At 68.8% G+C, this 18,586-nt stretch carries 13 protein-coding genes; 5 read left to right on the top strand and 8 right to left on the bottom strand.

Annotated elements, in window-relative coordinates:
- Window positions 1-162 precede the first annotated feature (162 nt).
- On the bottom strand, window positions 163-3,246 hold the full coding sequence (gene uvrA, locus HNR67_RS16925) for an excinuclease ABC subunit UvrA (RefSeq protein WP_185003216.1): 3,084 nt from the start codon (window positions 3,244-3,246) through the stop codon (window positions 163-165).
- Between the two features lie 369 nt (window positions 3,247-3,615).
- Here uvrA and HNR67_RS16920 point away from each other — a divergent pair, with 369 nt between their 5' ends.
- Both HNR67_RS16920 and HNR67_RS16915 read left to right on the top strand, forming a co-directional pair.
- Entirely contained in the window at window positions 3,616-3,942 is a 327-nt protein-coding gene (locus HNR67_RS16920) for an AbrB/MazE/SpoVT family DNA-binding domain-containing protein (RefSeq protein WP_185003214.1), read from the top strand.
- Window positions 3,939-4,973 carry a tyrosine-type recombinase/integrase gene (locus tag HNR67_RS16915; protein WP_312987440.1) on the top strand — a complete coding sequence of 345 codons (1,035 nt, stop codon included), beginning with the start codon at window positions 3,939-3,941 and terminating at the stop codon, window positions 4,971-4,973. The genes HNR67_RS16920 and HNR67_RS16915 overlap by 4 nt, the downstream gene beginning before the upstream one ends.
- 47 nt (window positions 4,974-5,020) lie before the next feature.
- On the opposite strand, the gene HNR67_RS16910 is transcribed toward HNR67_RS16915, so the two are convergent.
- Together HNR67_RS16910 and HNR67_RS46255 are read right to left on the bottom strand one after the other, a co-directional pair.
- Window positions 5,021-5,383, bottom strand: a complete 363-nt coding sequence (locus HNR67_RS16910; RefSeq protein WP_221489932.1) for an AbrB/MazE/SpoVT family DNA-binding domain-containing protein — start codon at window positions 5,381-5,383, stop codon at window positions 5,021-5,023.
- A 111-nt stretch (window positions 5,384-5,494) separates the two neighbouring features.
- Window positions 5,495-7,342 (bottom strand): C40 family peptidase, encoded by a 1,848-nt coding sequence (locus HNR67_RS46255; RefSeq protein WP_312987438.1) that lies wholly within the window; start codon window positions 7,340-7,342, stop codon window positions 5,495-5,497.
- A gap of 25 nt (window positions 7,343-7,367) precedes the next feature.
- Here HNR67_RS46255 and HNR67_RS16900 point away from each other — a divergent pair, with 25 nt between their 5' ends.
- Window positions 7,368-7,793 carry a hypothetical protein gene (locus HNR67_RS16900; protein WP_221489931.1) on the top strand — a complete coding sequence of 142 codons (426 nt, stop codon included), beginning with the start codon at window positions 7,368-7,370 and terminating at the stop codon, window positions 7,791-7,793.
- Window positions 7,794-7,897: 104 nt separating this feature from the next.
- Here the strand turns inward: HNR67_RS16900 and HNR67_RS16895 are convergent, their stop codons facing one another.
- Window positions 7,898-9,097, bottom strand: a complete 1,200-nt coding sequence (locus tag HNR67_RS16895; protein ID WP_185003209.1) for a DUF418 domain-containing protein — start codon at window positions 9,095-9,097, stop codon at window positions 7,898-7,900.
- A gap of 233 nt (window positions 9,098-9,330) precedes the next feature.
- On the opposite strand from HNR67_RS16895, the gene HNR67_RS16890 reads away from it, so the two are divergent.
- On the top strand, window positions 9,331-10,104 hold the full coding sequence (locus HNR67_RS16890) for a GbsR/MarR family transcriptional regulator (RefSeq protein ID WP_185003207.1): 774 nt from the start codon (window positions 9,331-9,333) through the stop codon (window positions 10,102-10,104).
- Between the two features lie 227 nt (window positions 10,105-10,331).
- On the opposite strand, the gene HNR67_RS16885 is transcribed toward HNR67_RS16890, so the two are convergent.
- Entirely contained in the window at window positions 10,332-12,617 is a 2,286-nt protein-coding gene (locus HNR67_RS16885) for a preprotein translocase subunit SecA (RefSeq protein ID WP_185003205.1), read from the bottom strand.
- Window positions 12,618-12,620: 3 nt separating this feature from the next.
- Between HNR67_RS16885 and HNR67_RS16880 the strand changes: the two genes are divergently transcribed.
- Entirely contained in the window at window positions 12,621-13,211 is a 591-nt protein-coding gene (locus tag HNR67_RS16880) for a hypothetical protein (protein WP_185003203.1), read from the top strand.
- 12 nt (window positions 13,212-13,223) lie between these two features.
- Here HNR67_RS16880 and HNR67_RS16875 read toward each other — a convergent pair whose 3' ends face one another.
- The 3 genes from HNR67_RS16875 to HNR67_RS16865 form a co-directional block, all read right to left on the bottom strand.
- Complete coding sequence (locus tag HNR67_RS16875) at window positions 13,224-14,642, bottom strand: hypothetical protein (protein WP_185003202.1); 1,419 nt, start codon at window positions 14,640-14,642, stop codon at window positions 13,224-13,226.
- A 5-nt stretch (window positions 14,643-14,647) separates the two neighbouring features.
- Window positions 14,648-15,853: an AAA family ATPase gene (locus tag HNR67_RS16870; protein WP_185003201.1), complete on the bottom strand. Its 1,206-nt coding sequence runs from the start codon at window positions 15,851-15,853 to the stop codon at window positions 14,648-14,650.
- 399 nt (window positions 15,854-16,252) lie between these two features.
- Complete coding sequence (locus tag HNR67_RS16865) at window positions 16,253-18,514, bottom strand: ATP-binding protein (protein ID WP_185003199.1); 2,262 nt, start codon at window positions 18,512-18,514, stop codon at window positions 16,253-16,255.
- Between the last annotated feature and the right edge of the window lie 72 nt (window positions 18,515-18,586).

Raw genomic sequence — 18,586 nt, 5'->3', positions numbered from 1 at the left:
CGACAGCCCGCGTCCCGGCGCGACCCGACTTCACCCGGCCCAGATCCAAACCACCAATGCGGGGGTGATTCCGGATCGCACAGCGTGCCGGTACCGCCCGAACAGGCCACCCGGCTCCCCCGGGCCGGGCCGATCGAGCAGACCGGCCCGGCGCTCAGTCCGTCAGCGCGCCCCGGCCTTGGCCTTCGTCTTGACGCCGTTCTTGGCCGCCGCGCCGTTCTTGGCGGCGGCGGTCTTGGTGCCCGCGGTCTTCGCCGCGTCCTTGCCGGTGGACTTCGCCGGGGCGGCGTCCTTGCCGCTGGACTTGGCCGGAGCCGCCGCCTTGGCGCCGTTGCTCTTGGCCTTGCCGTTGGTCGCGGCCCTCGGCTCGGCGCGGACCTCACCCGCCTGCTTGGCCAGCAGGGTGGCCAGGAACTGGCCGGTGTAGCTCTTGGGCACGTCGATGACGTCCTCCGGCGTACCGGTGGCCACCACCATGCCGCCGCCGGAACCACCCTCCGGACCCATGTCGATCAGCCAGTCCGAGGTCTTGATCACGTCGAGGTTGTGCTCGATCACGATCACCGTGTTGCCCTTGTCCACCAGGCCGTTGATCACCAGCAGCAGCTTGCGGATGTCCTCGAAGTGCAGACCGGTGGTCGGCTCGTCCAGGATGTAGACCGTCTTGCCGGTGGAGCGCTTCTGCAGCTCGCTGGCCAGCTTCACCCGCTGCGCCTCGCCACCGGAGAGGGTCGGCGCGGGCTGTCCCAGCCGCACGTATCCCAGCCCGACGTCGACCAGCGTGCGCAGGTGCCGGTAGATCGCGTTCACCGGCTCGAAGAAGCCCGCGGCCTCCTCGATCGGCATGTCCAGCACCTCGGCGATGGTCTTGCCCTTGTAGTGCACCTCCAGGGTCTCCCGGTTGTACCGGGCGCCCTTGCACACCTCGCACGGCACATACACGTCCGGCAGGAAGTTCATCTCGATCTTGATGGTGCCGTCGCCGGCGCACGCCTCGCAGCGGCCGCCCTTGACGTTGAAGGAGAACCGGCCCGGCTGGTAGCCGCGCACCTTCGCCTCGGTGGTGGCCGCGAACAGCTTGCGGACGTGGTCGAACACCCCGGTGTAGGTGGCCGCGTTGGAGCGCGGGGTGCGCCCGATCGGCGACTGGTCGACCCGCACCAGCTTGTCCACGTGCTCCAGCCCGGTGACCCGGGTGTGCCGCCCCGGCACCTGCCGCGCGCCGTTGAGCTTGTTCGCCAGCACGGTCGCCAGGATGTCGTTGACCAGCGTCGACTTGCCCGACCCCGACACCCCGGTGACCGAGACCAGGCAGCCAAGCGGGAAGTCCACGTCGATGCCGCGCAGGTTGTGCTCGCGCGCGCCGACCACGGTCAGCTGCCGCTGGCGGTCCACCGGCCGCCGCAGCGCGGGCATCGGGATCTCCCTGGCCCCGGACAGGTACTGCCCGGTGACCGAGCGCGGGTTGGTCAGCAGCTCCTCATACGGTCCGCTGTGCACCACCTGACCACCGTGTTCGCCCGCGCCGGGGCCGATGTCGACCACCCAGTCCGAGGTGCGGATGGTGTCCTCGTCGTGCTCGACCACGATCAGCGTGTTGCCCAGGTCGCGCAGCCTGGTCAGCGTCTCGATCAGCCGGTGGTTGTCCCGCTGGTGCAGGCCGATGGACGGCTCGTCCAGCACGTAGAGCACGCCGACCAGCCCGGACCCGATCTGGGTTGCCAGCCGGATGCGCTGCGCCTCACCGCCGGAGAGCGTGCCGGAGGCCCGGTCCAGCGAGAGGTAGTCCAGGCCGACGTCGAGCAGGAAGCCGAGCCGGGCCTGCACCTCCTTGAGCACCGCGGCGGCGATCATCTTCTGCCGCCGGTCCAGCTGCAGCCCGTTGAGGAAGTCGGCGCAGTCGCGCACGCTCATCGCGCAGACGTCCGCGATGGACTTGTCGCCCTGGCTGCGGTGGCCGAGGGTGACCGCGAGGATCTCCGGCTTGAGGCGGGTGCCGCGGCAGGCCGGGCACGGCACCTCCCGCATGTAGCCCTCGTACTTCTCCCGCATGTAGTCGGACTCGGTCTGCTCCTGCCGCCGTTCCAGGAACGGGATCACGCCCTCGAAGTTGGCGTAGTAGGAGCGCTCGCGGCCGTACTTGTTGCGGTAGCGGACGTGCACCTGCTTGTCGACGCCGTGCAGCACCGCCTTCTGCGCGGCCGAGGACAGCCGCTTCCACGGCGCGTCGATCCGGAAGCCGATGGTCTCGGCCAGCGATTCCAGCAGCCGCCCGTAGTACTCGGCGGCCTGCCCGCTGGCCCACGGCGCCACCGCGCCCTCGGCCAGGGACAGCTCGTCGTCGGGCACGACCAGCTCCGGGTCGACCTCCTTGCGCACGCCGATGCCGGTGCAGTCCGGGCAGGCGCCGTAGGGCGAGTTGAACGAGAACGACCGCGGCTCCAGGTCGTCCACGGCCAGCGGGTGCGCGTTCGGACAGGCCAGGTGCTCGGAGAAGCGGCGCTCGCGGTGCGGGTCGTCCTCCGGCTTGTCCACGAACTCCAGCACGACCAGCCCGTCGGCCAGCCGCAGCGCGGTCTCCACCGAGTCGGTGAGCCGCTGCTTGGCGTTGGACTTCACCGCGAGCCGGTCGATGACCACCGCGATGTCGTGCTTCTCCTGCTTCTTCAGCTTCGGCGGCTCGGTCAGCGAGTGCACCGTGCCGTCCACCCTGGCCCGCGAGTAGCCCTGGGACTGGAGCTGCTCGAACAGGTCGACGAACTCGCCCTTGCGACCACGCACGATCGGCGCCAGCACCTGGAACCGCTCGCCCTCGCCCATGGCCAGCACCTGGTCCACGATCTGCTGCGGGCTCTGCTTGCTGATCAGCTCGCCACAGACCGGGCAGTGCGGCTTGCCCGCGCGCGCGTAGAGCAGCCGCAGGTAGTCGTAGACCTCGGTGATGGTGCCGACGGTGGAGCGCGGGTTGCGGCTGGTGGACTTCTGGTCGATGGACACCGCTGGCGAGAGGCCCTCGATGAAGTCGACGTCCGGCTTGTCCATCTGTCCGAGGAACTGCCGGGCATAGGCCGAGAGCGACTCGACGTACCGGCGCTGGCCCTCGGCGAAGATCGTGTCGAAGGCCAGGCTCGACTTACCGGAGCCCGAGAGCCCGGTGAACACGATCATGCTGTCGCGCGGCAGGTCGATATCGACTCCGCGGAGGTTGTGCTCGCGTGCGCCACGAACGACGAGACGGTCGGCCACTGAGGTGGAGTCCCTTCACAAGGGTCTTGCGGTCTGGGGCAGGGCTGGAGCCACCATGCTAGGACGACCCACCGACATCCGTTCGCCCAGGTGTTCGACTGGCCGGACCGGTGAGATCTCCCCAGACAACTGACGTGTCGTCCGCAGTCCTGCCATCACCCAGTCGGGTAGTCGCTGGTGAGCCCCTCGCTCGCGGCGAGGAACCAGTGGTTCAGCAAGGCGGCCACGGTGACTGAAAACGTTATCTCCGCACTGGCACCGCCATCCACGGTACCCGACACCCCGTCTCACGGACCGAGAGCAATTCACCGGCGTCCTCCCCTGGCCGAGCTGGCCACGCCACGGCCCAGGTGCACGACGTTCTACGGCATGGGAACCATCGACCGGTCCGGCCGGATCGCCAACCGCGCGGTCGTGGCGGCCCTCGGCTGGCGGCCAGGCGACCGGCTGGAGTTCCTGGTCGCCGGAGGAGTGATCGTGGCCAGGCCAAGCCGGGGCGGGCTGGTCGAGATGTGGCAGAAGCCGTATGTCGCCATCCCGGCCCCGATCCGGCACCGCTGCGACCTGCGTAGCGGTGACCGGGTGCTGGTGGTGGCGCATCCGGAGCGCCGGAATCTCGTCGTCTACAACCTCGCGGTCCTCGACCAGGTGCTGCATGAGCACCACACCTCCCTGCTGGGCGGTGACGAGCAGTGACGAACCAGCCCAACGAGCCGGCCACCGATGCCCAGATCGAGGCAGCTCGCGTAGTGCTCGACAGCATGGGACTCAAACCAGAGGACCTCGTGGAGCCCCCTCGGGTTCGACCTGCCGTTCCGACGTTCGCGGAGTACATCCCCGTCGTCTCGGATGCGGTTGCCGACGGCGCCCGCAAGGCATACGGGCCGTACTGGAAGCGCATCGAGAAGTCCTGGGGCGAGCGTCGAATGGACGAGCTGTCACCCTCGGATATTCGAGCCAAGATGGAGGAGATCCGCCGGAACGTCGTCATCCGGCGGAGCGCCCGAGGCGGATACAGCGCGGCAGGGCATTTCGTCTCCGCAGTGCGGTGTTTGTACCGGCACCTCGTTGACGACAAGTTGATGAGCAGAGACGACAATCCGACGCTCAAGATCAAGAAACCGGCTGCGCCGCCGAGCCGACGACATGGCCTCCAGGACTCCCGCCTCGCCGAGATCAACTCCGTGGCGACCACCACCGGAAATGACCCAGCTCTGGACGGGCTGTTGCTGCGGTTCCACGTCGAGACCGCCTGCCGCCGTGGCGGAGCCCTCGCGCTGCGAGCGTGCGACCTGGATCCGGACCAGTGCCTCGTGCAGCTGCACGAGAAGGGGCAAAAAGACAGATGGCAACCGGTCTCGCCAACCATGATGGCGCACCTCCAGGCTCATTTCCTGCACCGGTGCGGCGGGGATCCAGCTGAGCAGTTGTTCCGATTCGCGGATGGCCGACCGATGGCCGCCAGCCGCTATGACCATCTGTGGAAACGCGTGGGCAAGCACCTCTCCTGGGTTCGCGCCCAGATGGTTACCGCCCACTGGCTCAGGCACACGACCTTGACGTGGGTGGAGCGCAACTTCGGTTATGCCGTCGCCCGCGCTTTCGCCGGACATGCGGAGAATAACGACGCGGGTGCGACCAGTACCTACGTGCGCGCGTCCATCCATGAGGTCGCCGCTGCGCTGGCCGCGTTGACGGGTGAACCACACCCTCTCGCCAAGACCTGAGCAGAGGTCGGTGGCCGCGCATCCGCGTGTGCGGCCACCGACCTTCATCACTGGCGTTGCCAGAACGACACGAGCGCCACGTCGAGTACCGCGCTGGTCAGCACCAGCAACACCTCGTGCGCAGGCGCCGCGGCCAGCAGGACGCGATCGCCGACCCGGATCCCCACTCGAATTCGGACGGGCGCCGGTATGGCGACGTACGGGCCGGAAACCACCGTCGTCTGACCCAAGGGCTCGGCACGGAGGACGAGGACGTTCGCCACGACGCGCAGCTGCAACCTGTCCCCCTGCTGCCAGGACAACGAGCGGACAACCGTTCGCTCTGCCACTCGGCCGGATGCGTCCACCGTCCCCATCCCGTAGCGCATCGAGGTGTCGCCGGGCAGCGCGGACAGCTCAGGGAACGGCATCGGGGACATCGGCTGGAGTTCTGGCATCCGAGGCACGAGTGAGGCGACGATCCGGTCAGCCGTCGAACCCACCTCGCGAGGGGTGTTCCGCAAGGCGCACACGCTGCCTGCTCAACTCGTCGGCCGGTAGAAGCCGAGGAACTTCATCTTCAGGTTTGTGGTCCGGACGCGGCTGATCTGCACTGGGCTGCCCGCTTCCACCATCAAGCCGTTCCCGACGTACATGGCCACGTGTCCGGCCCACACGACCAGGTCGCCGGGCTTGAGATCTCCGGCCTGGACACGGGCGCCGACTGTCTGCGCGCGGGATACCCGAGGTAGATGGACGCCCGCCTGCCGGTAGGCCCAGCTGGTCAGGCCGGAGCAGTCGAAGCCGCGGCCGGGTTGCTGGCCTCCCCAGACGTAGCGGACGCCGAGCTGGCTCAGCGCCGAGCGCACCGCGCTCGCGGCCTTGGCGTTGGGGGCCTGCACGGTCCCGCGGCCACCGGGGAGTTGAACGGTGACTCCGGCGGCCTGTCCGGCGGGAGCCACGGCGGGCGCAGGTCGCGTCGGCGCGGTTGACGGTGACGTGTGCGCTGTCGGGACGGGTTGGCTGGCCAAGGATTCCGCCAGTGCTTGGAGGCGTTGGTCGAGGCTGGCGAGTCGCTCGGTGTTGGCTGTGTTGGCGGTGGTCGCCGTGGTGAGGGCCCTTGCCGGGCCACTGAACTCGGCGGTGGCCGGGCCGGCGGGCTGCGCGCCCTCGGCGGTTCGCAGGGCCTGGTCGGCCGTGGCCTGGAGCTGATGTGCCTGGTTCAACCGCGCTGCCGCCACCGCGGTGGCGCGCACTGCCGCTGCTGGGTCCTGGGCGGCGCGTTGTGTTTGGGCGTTGTCGAGGTGACTGCTTGCGCTGTCGAGGGCCTGCCGGGTTGAGGTGACCGCGTCGGCGGCGACCTGGGCCGCGGTTGCGGCCAGGTCGGCCGTTTCGCTCTGGCGTAGCCGCGCGACCTTGTCCAGCAGGGCTGGAACTTCGGCTCGTGCCATGGTCAGGGCCTGCTCCAGGTGTTGCATCCGGTCGAGGAGGGATTTGGCAGTCCGCCCCGGTTGGGCGTCGCTAGTGGACTGCGCGGCTTCGACAGCCTTGCGGGCGGCGGTGATGGTCGCGGGGGCTTCGTCGAGGCTGGTTCGGGCCTGGGTAAGGAGTCCTTCGACCTGCAGCGCGGGTTTGCGGTCTCGCAGTCCGGTCGCCACGCCGGTCAGTAGCTCGCGGATGCCGCGGACGGTGTCCTCGGCGGTGGCCACGGCCCGGGTGGCTGCGGTGTCGGCGGCACGGGCATCTGCGACGCGTTGGGTCTGGTGGGCATCGTCAACGGCCTTGCGGTGGCGGTCCCAGGCTGTGCTCGCGCGAGCGGCCAATGTGGTGGCGGTCTGCCTCGCAGCGGTGGCTCGTTGGCTGAGTTCGATGTCGCCGAGCTGTTCGACGGCCGGGAGCAACTCGTCCAGCATGGCCGCGGCGGACGTGGCCTTGTCCTTGGCCTCCGTGATCGCCGGCAGGGCTTTCTCCAGGGCTGTCGCGCTGTTCCGGGTCGTCGGCGTGACCGTCTTTTCGGCGGCTTCGACCGAGCGCGCCAGGGTACGCAGCAACTCCTCGCCTTGGTCGAGTTTGGTGACGACGGGGTTCAGGGTGGCGGATGAGTTGGCCACCCCGGATGTGGTCTCCGGCGGCGAGGCGGCGGGCGATTCCGGTGCTGGTGCTTGGGGTTGTTCCTGGACGGCGGCGAGCATGGGGGCGGCTGCGGCCAGGGCGCCGATGCTGCCGATGACGGCCAGTCCCACTCGGGTGCGGCGGGCAGTGTCGGTGTCGCCGCGCAGCAGCCGCCGGGCGTGCGCGACTGCTTGTCGACCGCGTTGCAGGTCGTCGTCGGCGAGCGGCGCGGTCTGTTCTTCGTCCGATGTGGACGGTGCGTAGAAGTCGCGTCGCATCGCGGCCTCCTCCCGATGTTTCTGTGTGCTGGAGCAGGTAACGCAGGCGCGACGTCGGTTGCGTTACCTGGAAGGGCGTTCCCGATGTCTGGCTGGAAAGGAACGCCTTCTGATGAAGCACATCGCGATTTTGTTCATGATCAGCACGCTGGCCATGGTCGCCGGATTGACCGGGATCGCGGCGGCCGCGCCGATGACGACCAATCAGGTCATCGTCTGCGAGTTCGCGGTCTGGCGTGGCGGTACGTACAAGTACGCCGACCAGCAGTTCATCCCTAACGTCGCAAGCAGGATCGGCTACCTCTACAGCGGCACCATCGTGTGGGCCGACCAGCACGCCTTCCCTCACCGGGATTCCGGTGACATGGTCCGCGAGCTGACCGGCTCGGGCGGCGGCTGGGTGTGGGCCAAGCACCTGGTCCGCACCGGCAGGAAATGCCTGCCGTTGTAGCGTCGTGCGGTTCGGGAGGGAGGCGTCCTATCCGGGCGCCTCCCTCTGCCTTGCCCCTCGGAAACGCAGGAATCCGGTCTCCGCTCTATTGACGCCTGGCTTGGTCAGCGGCGCGGGTACGACATCCGGCGCAACAACACCTCCATCGGTCCGCGCGCTCCGGTGCGGCGCATCCATTCGGCCAGCAGCACCGAGACGACGAAGACCGCCGCGGCGATGCCATAGCTACCGGCCAAACTCACCTGGTCGCGCAAGTTCAGAGTGAACGGGTAGAACAGCAGCAGCCAGACCGCGGACTGGAACAGGTAGAAGGTCAGTGACCGTTGGCCCAACGCGGCCAGCGCCATGGTGAGCCGTCCGGGCCGGTCCCCGATCCGGGCACTTGCCAGGCCGATGGCGGCGGCCAGGCCGATACCGCCGGCGTACCCGGTCAGGTCGTGCGCGATGGCGACGGTCCAGTGCACGCCGATGTCCGTGCTGTTCCACACCCCGGCGGCCAGCAGGGCGGCGGGCAGCCTTCCGATCAGGGCCAGGGCGAGCAGGCCGAGGGTGGCACGGCGCAGCGTCGACCGGTGCTGGGCCGGGTGGTCCAGGAACCGGCGGCGGGCAGCCCAGATTCCCAGCAGCATTCCGGGCAGCACCATGACGATGCCGATGACCGCCTGGGCCGGCTTGGTCACGTTGGCGAGCACGTGCGCGCCGTAACTGGGCTCCATGAACGGCGCGAAGGTGACCGGTGTCCCGGCCGCCGCGCCGAGCTGGGCGGTCACGCTCTGCCAGGCCAGCAGCAGCGTCGCGGGCACCAGGGACAGGGCGGCGGTCCAGCCGAGTGTCTTGTCGCTGGCGCGGACTAGCGGGGTACACAGCAGCAGGGTGAGGCCGTAGATGGCCACGATGTCGATGGGCACCAGCAGGATGGTGTGGGCGAACCCGATGACGACGAGCCAGAGCCCGCGCCGTCGCAGCAGGGCGCGCAAGCTCGGCCAGTCGCCGCCACGGGCTTTATGCCGGTGGGTGAGCTGCCCCATGCCGTAGCCGAACAGGACCACGAACATGGCGCGGGCCTGGTTGTCGGCGATCAGCGACTTGACGAACAGCACGACGTCGTCGAGTTGCGGCATGCCGGATCGCCAGGAGCTGAGGAACCCGGGCGCGTGGGCCAGGGCGATGAGCAAGAGCATCAGGCCGCGCGCGAGGTCCGGCGCCAGGGAACGGCCGCCGGTGACCGCTGCGGCTCCCCGCGAGCCCGGATCGGCGGAGGTCGGCAGGCGGCCGGAGCCGGCCGGGACAGGGTCGGTGGTCATGTCAGGTGTCGTCCTATTCGGGAGGCAGCTGTCTTGTCCTTCACGATGTGGCGAAAGCTACGTAGCGTTTACCAAGTCGTCAACGACGATGATGACCCTATGGACGCGTATGAACTGCTCAGATGGGCGCAGTTCTTGCGTTGGCGCTGTCGCTAAATGCAACGCTGTGGTTCAGGTAGTGTTGCGATGGGACTAGTGCCGGACACCCGCGAGTGGTTGGAGAAGGAGCGTTGATGCCCGCAGGCAGGTTGACCTCGCAGGACCGGCAGCACATCGCCGCGGGACTGGCCGCCGGACGCGGGTACGCCGACATCGCCCGGAGTTTGGGACGGCCCACGTCCACGGTCACCCGCGAGGTGGCCCGCAATGGCGGGGTCGCCGGCTACCGGGCCGGGGATGCGCAGCGGGCCTCCGTCCGGCGTGCGCGCCGGCGTAAGAGCGCCCCGGCGCGGTCGGCGCCTACAGCTGCGGACCAGTACGGGCGCGCCCCGGAGGCAGTGGCCGCCGCCTTCGCCGAACTCACCGCCATGCTGACCCAGACCGGCCTGCCGCAGATGGCGGCCAGCGTGTTCGCCTGCCTGTACGCCACGGACTCCGGCAGCCTCACCGCCGCCGAACTGGTGCGGCGGCTGCGGGTCAGTCCGGCTTCGGTCTCCAAGGCGGTCGGCTACCTGGAGGCGCAGGAACTCATCCGGCGAGAGCGTGACACCTCGGGGCGGCGGGAGCGCTACGTCCTGGGGGGCGACCTGTGGTACCGGTCGCTGCTGGCCAGCGCCCAGCGCAACACCCTGCTGGCCGAGGGTGCCCGCCGCACCGCCACAATTCTGGGTTCTGACACCCCGGCCGGCGCCCGGCTGGCCGACGCGTCCGAGTTCCTTGACCGCGTGGGCCAGGAGATCCTCCAGGCCGTCCAGAGCTGGTGGCAGGCCCGCCCGTCAACCACCGCCAACGACTCTCAACCAGGCGAAACGTCAACCCGTGAGCAACGCACGGCAGGTTCGCACTGAAATTGACCGCGCCCGCGTCGCCGGTGCTGTTGGAGGCGGACGGGGACCACGTGGCGGCACTTTCGGTTCCCCCTCGCCGCCGCGCCGTGGTCTTGGGCGCATGCCGTCGCCGATCGTGGTCTGCTCCGAGCCGAGCAAGAGCGGACGCACCCAGGCTCATCTAGGTCCGGCGGGTGGCGTCGGCGCCGCGCAACAAACGTCGCGCTGTTCGGGAGGCAGGTACCCGGTCAAGGTGCCTCCCGCGCTCGTTTGGGCAGTTTTGCCAGCGGCTGGTCGTGCAGAAGTGCACGGAGGAGGTCTCGCCGGGTGCGGAGGCGGAGTTCCCGGTAGCTGATGATGGCGAGGCGCCGGAACTCCTCGGCCGGGTCGGTGCGGGACCAGACCGCGGTGTGGCTGGCGTCCTGGTGTGCCAGCAGCACCTGGAGGTGTTCCGCCCACGCCTGATCGACAACAGCCAGCAGGCGAACTCGGATCTCCTCGTCCCTTTGGCGGGTCAGGGCATCGGCGATCCGATCCTGCACTGCCACCGTAATCCCGTCCGGGCCGGAGTAGGTGACCGCTGGCCACGGCCGCGGATCCAGCAGGCGGAGCGTGTCGGGCGACCATTCGCTGCCCCTGAAGGCAAGCGCGGCCAACACCTCGCGGAGATCGCCGGTAAGGATCTCGTTCCTGCTTCGCGTCACCACCTTGTCCTGGTGGCCGATCACCTCGTCGTAGCGCCGTGTCTGCCGCCGTTCGGCGAACCGGCGCCAGTCCGCGACGGCCTGCGCTCGATGGACAAGTCGATCGACTGGCCACCCGACAAGCGGTGTACCGGGGTGCGGCGGGGACGCATCGACCAGTCGGCGTAGCTCGCTCGGGGCGTTGTCCAACAGGAGGTCATCCTCGGCCGAGAGCAGGAACCGCGTTGCGCCGGGATCTCCTTGTCTGCCAGCCCGTCCGGCGAGTTGCCGGTCAGTTCGCCGGGACGTCGACCTCCCAGCGGAGAGGACCAGGAGCCCGCCGAGCCCGCGGATCCGCTGTGCCATGGCACCAACCGGTCCGCCAAGGCGGATATCGGTGCCGCGGCCAGCCAACGCGGTGGCCACGGTGACCGCGCCCAGCTCTCCGGCTCCGGCCACGATCGCGGCTTCGACGTCATCATGCTCCGCGGTCAGCACTTGGTGGCAGATGCCGACCTTGGTCAGTCGAGTGGACAACGACCGCACAACGGCGATGCTGGGTGCGCTGATGAGCACCGATCGTCCCTGGCTGTGTGCGGAAGCAGCCTGGTCGATCAGGGCGATGTCGCGTTTGGCGGCGGTCAGGTAGAGCTGGTCGGGCAGGTCTTCGCGCCGCAGGGGCCGGTGCGCCGGAATGCGGACGACGGGAAGCCGGTAGGTGTCGTGGAGTTCAGCGGCCTCGGTGATCACCGTGCCGCTCACCCCGCCAAGGGCGCGGTATTGCCGTAGGAACCGCTGCACGCTGATCGATGCCTGCGGGACCGGATCGGCGTGCACCGGAACGTTCTCCTTCGCCTCCAACGCCTGGTGCAGCCCATCGGACAGGCGACGCCCAGGAAGAGACCGTCCAGTGTGGACATCCAGGAGCACCACCTGGCCTTGGTCGACCAGGTAGTCGCGGCCGGCCTCGTAGAGCAGGTGCGCGGCGAGGGCGTTCTGCGCCGAGGTCAGAAAACTCGGAGAGCACCAGGCATCGGGTGTGGCGGCGCACAGGTGGCGGAGGCGCTGCCAGCCGTGGTCGGTGTAGCCGACCGTGCCCGCTGCCAGGTTGCCGCGGTAGTCGAGTACGGGTGCGAGTTGCGGGACAGCGGCGGCCAGCGCACTGACCCGTGGCGAGGTTGGGGACCCCGTCGAGGTCGTGAGGACCAGTGGGGTGTTGGCCTCGTCGACCAGCACCGCGTCCGCCTCGTCCAGGATCGCCACGGGCGCCCCGCGGCGGACACGGTCAGCGGGGTCGGTGACCAGGTTGTCCCGGAGGTGGTCGAAGCCGAACTCGGTGACGGTCCCGTAGGTGACGTCGGCGGCGTAGGCGAGGCGGCGCTGTTCCCGGTCGGCGGTCTCCGGCAAGGCGTGGACGGTCAGCCCGAGCAAGCGATACGCGGGTGCGAGTGCGGCTGCATCCCGGGTGGCGAGGTAGGGGTTGGCGGTCATGACGTGTACGCCGTTGCCGGGCAGGGCGTGGAAAACCGCGGCGAGGAACAGCGTGATGGTCTTGCCCTCGCCGGTGGCGATCTCGGCGATCCGGTTGTGGGCGACCGCTGCCGCGCCGAGTAGTTGCATGGGTCGGTGTGCCATCCCCAGGGCACGTCGAGCGGCTTCCCTGCCGACAGCGAAGGTGTGCGCCATCAGGTACCGGGGTGGCGACCGCCGGCCTGCCAACGCGCGCAGCCGTTGATAACGCGCGGTCAGCTCGGCGTCAGTACAGCCATGGTACCGGCGTTGGAGGGCGGTGCAATCGCGCACGATCGCACGGAATCGCCCGGGAACCCGACTCTCCACCGCCATGAGCATCCGTTGCAGCACAACCAGGTTAGTCGGGCGGCGCCTGGTCAGCGTGGCAGCGGGCGTTACCTGGTCTGCCGAGAAGTGCTCGGCCGACCGGACGTGTTGGCCTCGGGGAAGGGATTGAAGATGTCTCCAGAACTTCGCGACGTCATCGTCGCCGCAGGCTTCATCGTCGGATTCGTCGTGCTGGGCCTGATCGCTTGGTGGACGGTGCGGTTCCGGCCCGGCGGACCCGCGGCCGGGGTCTACTCCGGCCGGGGACTGCTTGCTCACGCCACCGAGTTCCGGTTCCCTTTGTGGCCCAACGATTCAGCTGAGGATCGGCCGGATCTGGCGGTCCTGGTCGTCCACTGCGGGGATGACGACATCGACGGGCTGTGCTGGGCGGTCCGGTATGACGACGCCTCCTTCGACCGGGTCGGGCATGGGTTGTGGGAGAAGGCGGTGCCGAAGTGGACTCCGGAGCTGGATCGCAGGTTCCGATTCAGCCGTGGCGAGGCGATTCAGATCGCCACGACCGTGGTCGCCCCGCTCGTCCGGGGGTATTGGGAGGACCGGCTTGCTTCGGCGGCTTCCGAGGATGCCGCAGACCTCGCCTGAAGGCGTGTCGGTTCAGGACTGGGGATTTGCTACCCCGCTGGTCTCAGTCGTGAGGTCGGCGCAGCGGTCGCAGTCCGGACAACGTAGTTGCCGGAGAACGAAGCGTGGTTGCCTTGCCCGTTCGTGGCCCCGCCATCCGCAGTGTCCGCACAGGTACCGGCTGACCGGCGTCGGCTGGTTCGACCGGTCCTCCGTCCGGGGCTGCGGCAGGCCGGTCGGCAGCGGCATGGTCAACAACCTGGGTAGCGGGCTCGGTGGCGGCGAGTCCGCTGGAAGCGGGCCCAGGTACCGCTGGAAGGTCACCAGCTCCAGCTGTTCGATGTCCTCAGTGGACAGTCGGCCGAGGATGTGGTGCAGGCGGCCGGCGGTGAAGCTGAGCTGGCAGCGGATCTCCATGAGCACCTCGTGGACCATCGCGGCGGGCAGACCGAGGTGGGCCGCGATGGTGTCCTCGGAGCGCTGGGATTCGCTGAGGGACTCGTGCGGCGGAAGTCCGGCGTGCCGGGCAAGGATCTCGGTCTGCTGCTCGCCGAGCTGGAGGATCTGCACGGCGGCGCGCCAACCGACCGCGGCCAATTGCCGCTGTTCGCCCAGCTTGTCGATCACCTCGGTCTCGACGTCGTTCGGCTGCGAGTCGGCGCGGTCGTGGGTGGCGGGCACCATCGGATCGATTTCGGCGGAGAGGTCCTCCGGCAAACCCGGGTTCAAGCCGGCGCCGGTGCGGCACCGGCGTGGCCTGGTCGCGCGCTCGTCGTCGAGGTCCGCCTGAGTGAAACCCGAGTCCGGGTGAGCGAGGAGTTCGCCGTGGGTTGGTTCCCGGTTGAGCTGGCTGGCGAGGGTGGCCCGGACCGCGGCCAGGCGCACGAACTTCCGATGGGTCCGGGTGGGCACGCTGACCTGGTACATCACCGGTGCGGCGTTGCGGTGAGCGTGTTCTTCGATCCAGCGCCGCAGATAGTACGGACCGGAGCAGCGGGCCGGGTCGTAAGCCCAGATGCCCTGAGTCACGGCCAGGCGTGCGACGTTGAGCATGTCGCCGGTGTCCAGCACCGCGGTACGGCTGGCCGTCCGGTGCATGAGCTGCCGGACAACGCGTTGGACGAGCGGTTCGGCCAGGCGCACCAGGTGGGTGGTGGCGACCTCGCCGATGCTGCGCCGCAGTTCGAGTTCGGCGCGTTGGGCGGGATCGTCGGCGCTGTGCCGCGCGGCGTCCCAGTTGAGTCCCTTGGCGTGCTTGGACAAGGTGATGAACTCCGGCGGCGTGCTGCGCCCAGCTATCCAGTCCTGGCAATGGGCGGCGATGTGCAGGACGAGGTGAGCGCGGTGGCCATCGGCGGCGATCGGTGCCAGGGCGGTGAGGGCGTCGATGTCCAGGCTGGTGTGCGCGGCGCAGAGCTGCCTGATGTGGTTAAGGCTCGGCCGGCTGACCATGGCGGTCACGTCTTCCGTCCGGCTGTCTGCGCGGTGAGGACGAAGCGGGACAAGAACTTGCGGCGGACCCGGATCTCGGTGCGGGGTGTGCCGTCACGATGCAGGGTGGGCAGCAGGTCGGCGACGTCCGGGGTGGCCGGAGTGACGCAACCCGGTCCGGCGACCGCTTCCAGAAGGAGGTGGATCCTGGCGGCCCAGGCGGGGTTGTCGAGCGGACGTTGCCCGCCCTGGCCAGTTGTGGCGGCATGTGCCGAGTTGTCGCTGATGTCGGGCAGATGGGCAAGCTCGACGAGGTCGCTGCCGTGCTGGTCGATGAACTCGACCGGGGTGGGACTGGCGCGGACCCGGTTCCAGACCAGGCCGGTGTGGCGAGCTGGGAAGTCATGGCCGGTGGGTCCGCACAGTGTGGTGGAGAGGTGTTCAAGGCCGTTGACGGTGTTGCGGGCGGGGTCGGCGACGATCAGGACCTGGCTGGCGGACTCGATCATGGTGTGCTCCGGACCGTCGAGGTCCCAGCGGAGGCGGCCGGCGTCGATGACGACGAGGTCGTAGTGCCCGGCGAGGAGGTCGACGGTCGCCGCTACCGCGGCCGGCGGGACGAATCGGGACTCCAGCGGCGTGGTGCAGCCGGGCAGGAGGTCGATTCGCCATGCGGGCAGCGGAGTGACGTGGCGGTTGATCACGCCCAGGGTGATGTGGCGTTCGAGCAGCAGCGGCTGGGTGGTGTTCGGCGTGGCGCCGGTCATGCTGGCCAACGCAGGGGTGCTCAGGTCCAGGTCGAGCAGGCAGACCCGCTTGCTCCTGGTGGTCTGGGCGCCGAGGTAGGCGGCCAGGGAGAGCGCGACGGTGGAACCGCCTGCGCCGCCCCGGGTGGTGGCCACGACGAGGACATGTGGCTCGGTGACGCGTTTCGGAGCCGGGTGACTGTCTGGTTGCAGGTGTGCGAGCGCGGTGCCCACGCTCTCGAAGAGGCCGGCGGGTTCGGTGTCCGGCTGGCCCCAGGTGTGGACAAGCACACGCTCCTGGTGCGCAGGCGAGGCGCGCTTGTCCGCGGAACCGGTGTCCACCAGGACCACCGCGACTTCCTCGGCTGGCTGAGCCGACATCAGCTCGATCCAGGTGGCCACGTCAGCCAGTGGCCCGGCGGTGTCGGTGATGACGAAGACGAGTGGCCTGCCGCCGCGAATGAGCGGGTCGGCGCCGTCGGTCATGAGCCGAAGCTGGTCGATGTTCTCGGCTACCGGTTCGAGATAGCAGCTCAGCGGTGATTGCTGTAATCCGACCACAACCATTTCACTCGGCAGTCCGCAGACAACGAGGCGGGCGTTGCTCATGACGCACCCCCGCCAGGACAAAATTGCAAATAGAGGTGCTGACTTGCGTAACACATACAGAAACTATGTCGAATTTTCTGGCGTTGCGACAGGGGTTGTAAGGTTGTACAACGAATACAACCCCCATTGGAGCTACCGTAAGCTGGCAGTCAGGTCGGCGATCCGCGTGCACGATGCACTGGTCAAGGAGTCCTGACTGGTCGCAGTGGGTGGCCGGACAGGCAGGACGTGGCCGCCTGCCGGCGCGGCAAGATCGGCACCCAGGACAGTCTTCGACTACGGGAGAATCGCCAAAATCTCGGCAGCCTTGAGTCGATCGATATCCTCAAATATCTCCAGCGCGGAACGCCAGTATTTGTGGGCGCCAGACACATCGCTGCCACTCAGTATCAGCAGGTTGCCTTTCTCCTGCAGATCCGCCGCCTCGCTCCAGCGGTCGCCGCATTCACGGTGGGCGGCGAGAGCTTCCGCGCAGTAGGCGTACGCCAGGTCGAACTCCCGGCGTGCGCCGGCGGTGCGAGCCAGGCGAATGAGGGTGTCCCCCTGTGACTTGCGGTCGTGGATCACCTGGAACAGCTCCAGCGCCTGACCGCCGTAGTACAGGGCGCGGTCCAGATCGCCCAGCCCGCGGTAGGCGTCGCCCAGGGCGGCGAACACGGTTGCTTCGCCGTAGAGGTAGCCGCTGGTGCCGAAGTAGCCGACTACCTTGTCGAGAGCGTTGACGGCTTCCCCGTACTGCTTGCGGTCCATGGCGAGGAAGCCCATACCCGCCAACGCCCAGCAGTGCCCCAGCGCCGCGGGTTCGTGGCAACTGAGGTAGAGCGCGAACTCGAAGTGGCGTTGCGCGTCGTCAAGTTGGCGCTGCTGACGGTGTGCCTCGCCGAGATTGGCCCGGACCCAGGCTTCGGCGAGTGGGTCGCCGGCAGCTTGTGCCGCCTCCGCACCGATCTGTTGGGTGGCCACCCAGGTTCCCCAAGGTTTGCGGAGCAGGAAGTAGCCGATCAGCACGGCGGCAAGCTGCCAGCAGGCGATGTTCAGTCCGCCCTGGCGTCCTGCGGCCAGGACCGGGGCGAAGTTGGCCTGTTCAGCCTCACACCATGCCACCGCCTCTTCATAGGAGGCGAACCGCAATGGGTGGATTCCGTGGCCGGGCGGAGCCAGGTGCAGGTCGGGGCAGTTCGGGGTCAACATCCGGTAGGCCGCGTGGGCCGAATACTGGTACCAGCGGACCAGGCGGGCGACGGCCAATGCGCTGTCGTCGAGGAGGTCGGTCTCCTCGGCCAGCTGGAAGGCATAGGGCCGAAGCAGGCCCAGGAGCCGGTAGGTGCCGGAGTCGAGCTGCTCGACCAGGTGGGCCTCGACCAGCCGGGTCAGCAACAGCCGGGTCCGCGCCACCGGGAGACCGGCCAGTGCCGCCGCGGCCTCAGCGCTCAGGTACGGGCCCCGGTGCAAGCCCATCTGCCGGAACAGCAGCGCTTCCTTGTCGCCGAGGGTGCGGTAGGACCAGGAGAACACCGCGCGCAGCGCGAGGGTGTCGTCGTCCCCGGCGGTGAGTACGTCGAGCCGGTCGCCCTCGGCGATCAGGTCGGTGGCCAGCTCGGTGACGGCGCGGCGGGGGTGGGCGACGAGGCGTTCCGCGGCGATCCGGAGGGCCAGCGGAAGGTAGGCACACCGGTGGGCGATGCTCGCGACTGCCTGGGGATCGGCATCGGCGCGAGGGTCTCCGATGATCGTGCGGATGAGGCCAATGGACTCGTTCGGGCTGAGCGGGTTGAGCGTGATACCCACGGCGGCGTCAGTGATGACCAGGCCGGAGAGCCGGGTTCGGCTGGTGGCCACCACGACGCAGGTTTCCGAACCTGGCAGCAGTGGACGCACCTGCCCGGAGTCGACCGCGTTGTCCAGCACGACAAGTACTCGCTGCTGGTGGAGCAGCGAGCGGTACAGCGCGGTGCGTTGGCTCTCCTCGACCGGGATCCGATCCGCCTCAACGCCCAGGGCGCGGAGGAAACCTTCGAGGATCTCGCTCGGTGTGGCGGGATTCGGGTTCGGGCCGTAGCCGGCCAGGTCGGCGAAGAGCACTCCGTCGGGAAAACTGTCCTGGGCCTGATGGGCCCAGGACAGCGCGAGCGAGGTCTTGCCGACACCCGGCGGGCCGTCGATGGCCACGATGGCCACCGCTCCGGGCCGCTGGTCGTCACCGACGAGTTCGGTGATCCGGCGCAGGTGGTACGAGCGCCCGACGAAGATTGTCGGTGCGCCAGGCAGTTGCGCTGGCCGCGGTCCCGCAGTCGGGCGCACGGCCTCGATGTCGTGCAGCGCGAGCAGCTGTCCATCGGCCTGCAACGCCTCGTCGCAGGCACGGGCGAGTTCAGCGGTTGGCATCGTCAACCCGCGTTCGACGCGGCTCAGATGCCCTTTGTCGTAGTGCACCAAGGTGGACAGCCTGCTCAACGAGAGTCCTTTGAGGACCCGTTGTGCCCGAAGTTCTACACCGAAGGTGCTGGTTGCGGCCTTCACCGCACGTTGTTTGTCCACGTGGGACTCCCCTCCCCGCTGACGACGGTAGGGCGGTTGCATGGCGGTTACCTAGTTGACTCGCCTGGAGCA

Origin of the sequence: Crossiella cryophila (genome assembly GCF_014204915.1) — a bacterium.
Lineage (GTDB): Bacteria > Actinomycetota > Actinomycetes > Mycobacteriales > Pseudonocardiaceae > Crossiella > Crossiella cryophila.
This window is presented reverse-complemented; position numbering and strand designations above follow the sequence as displayed.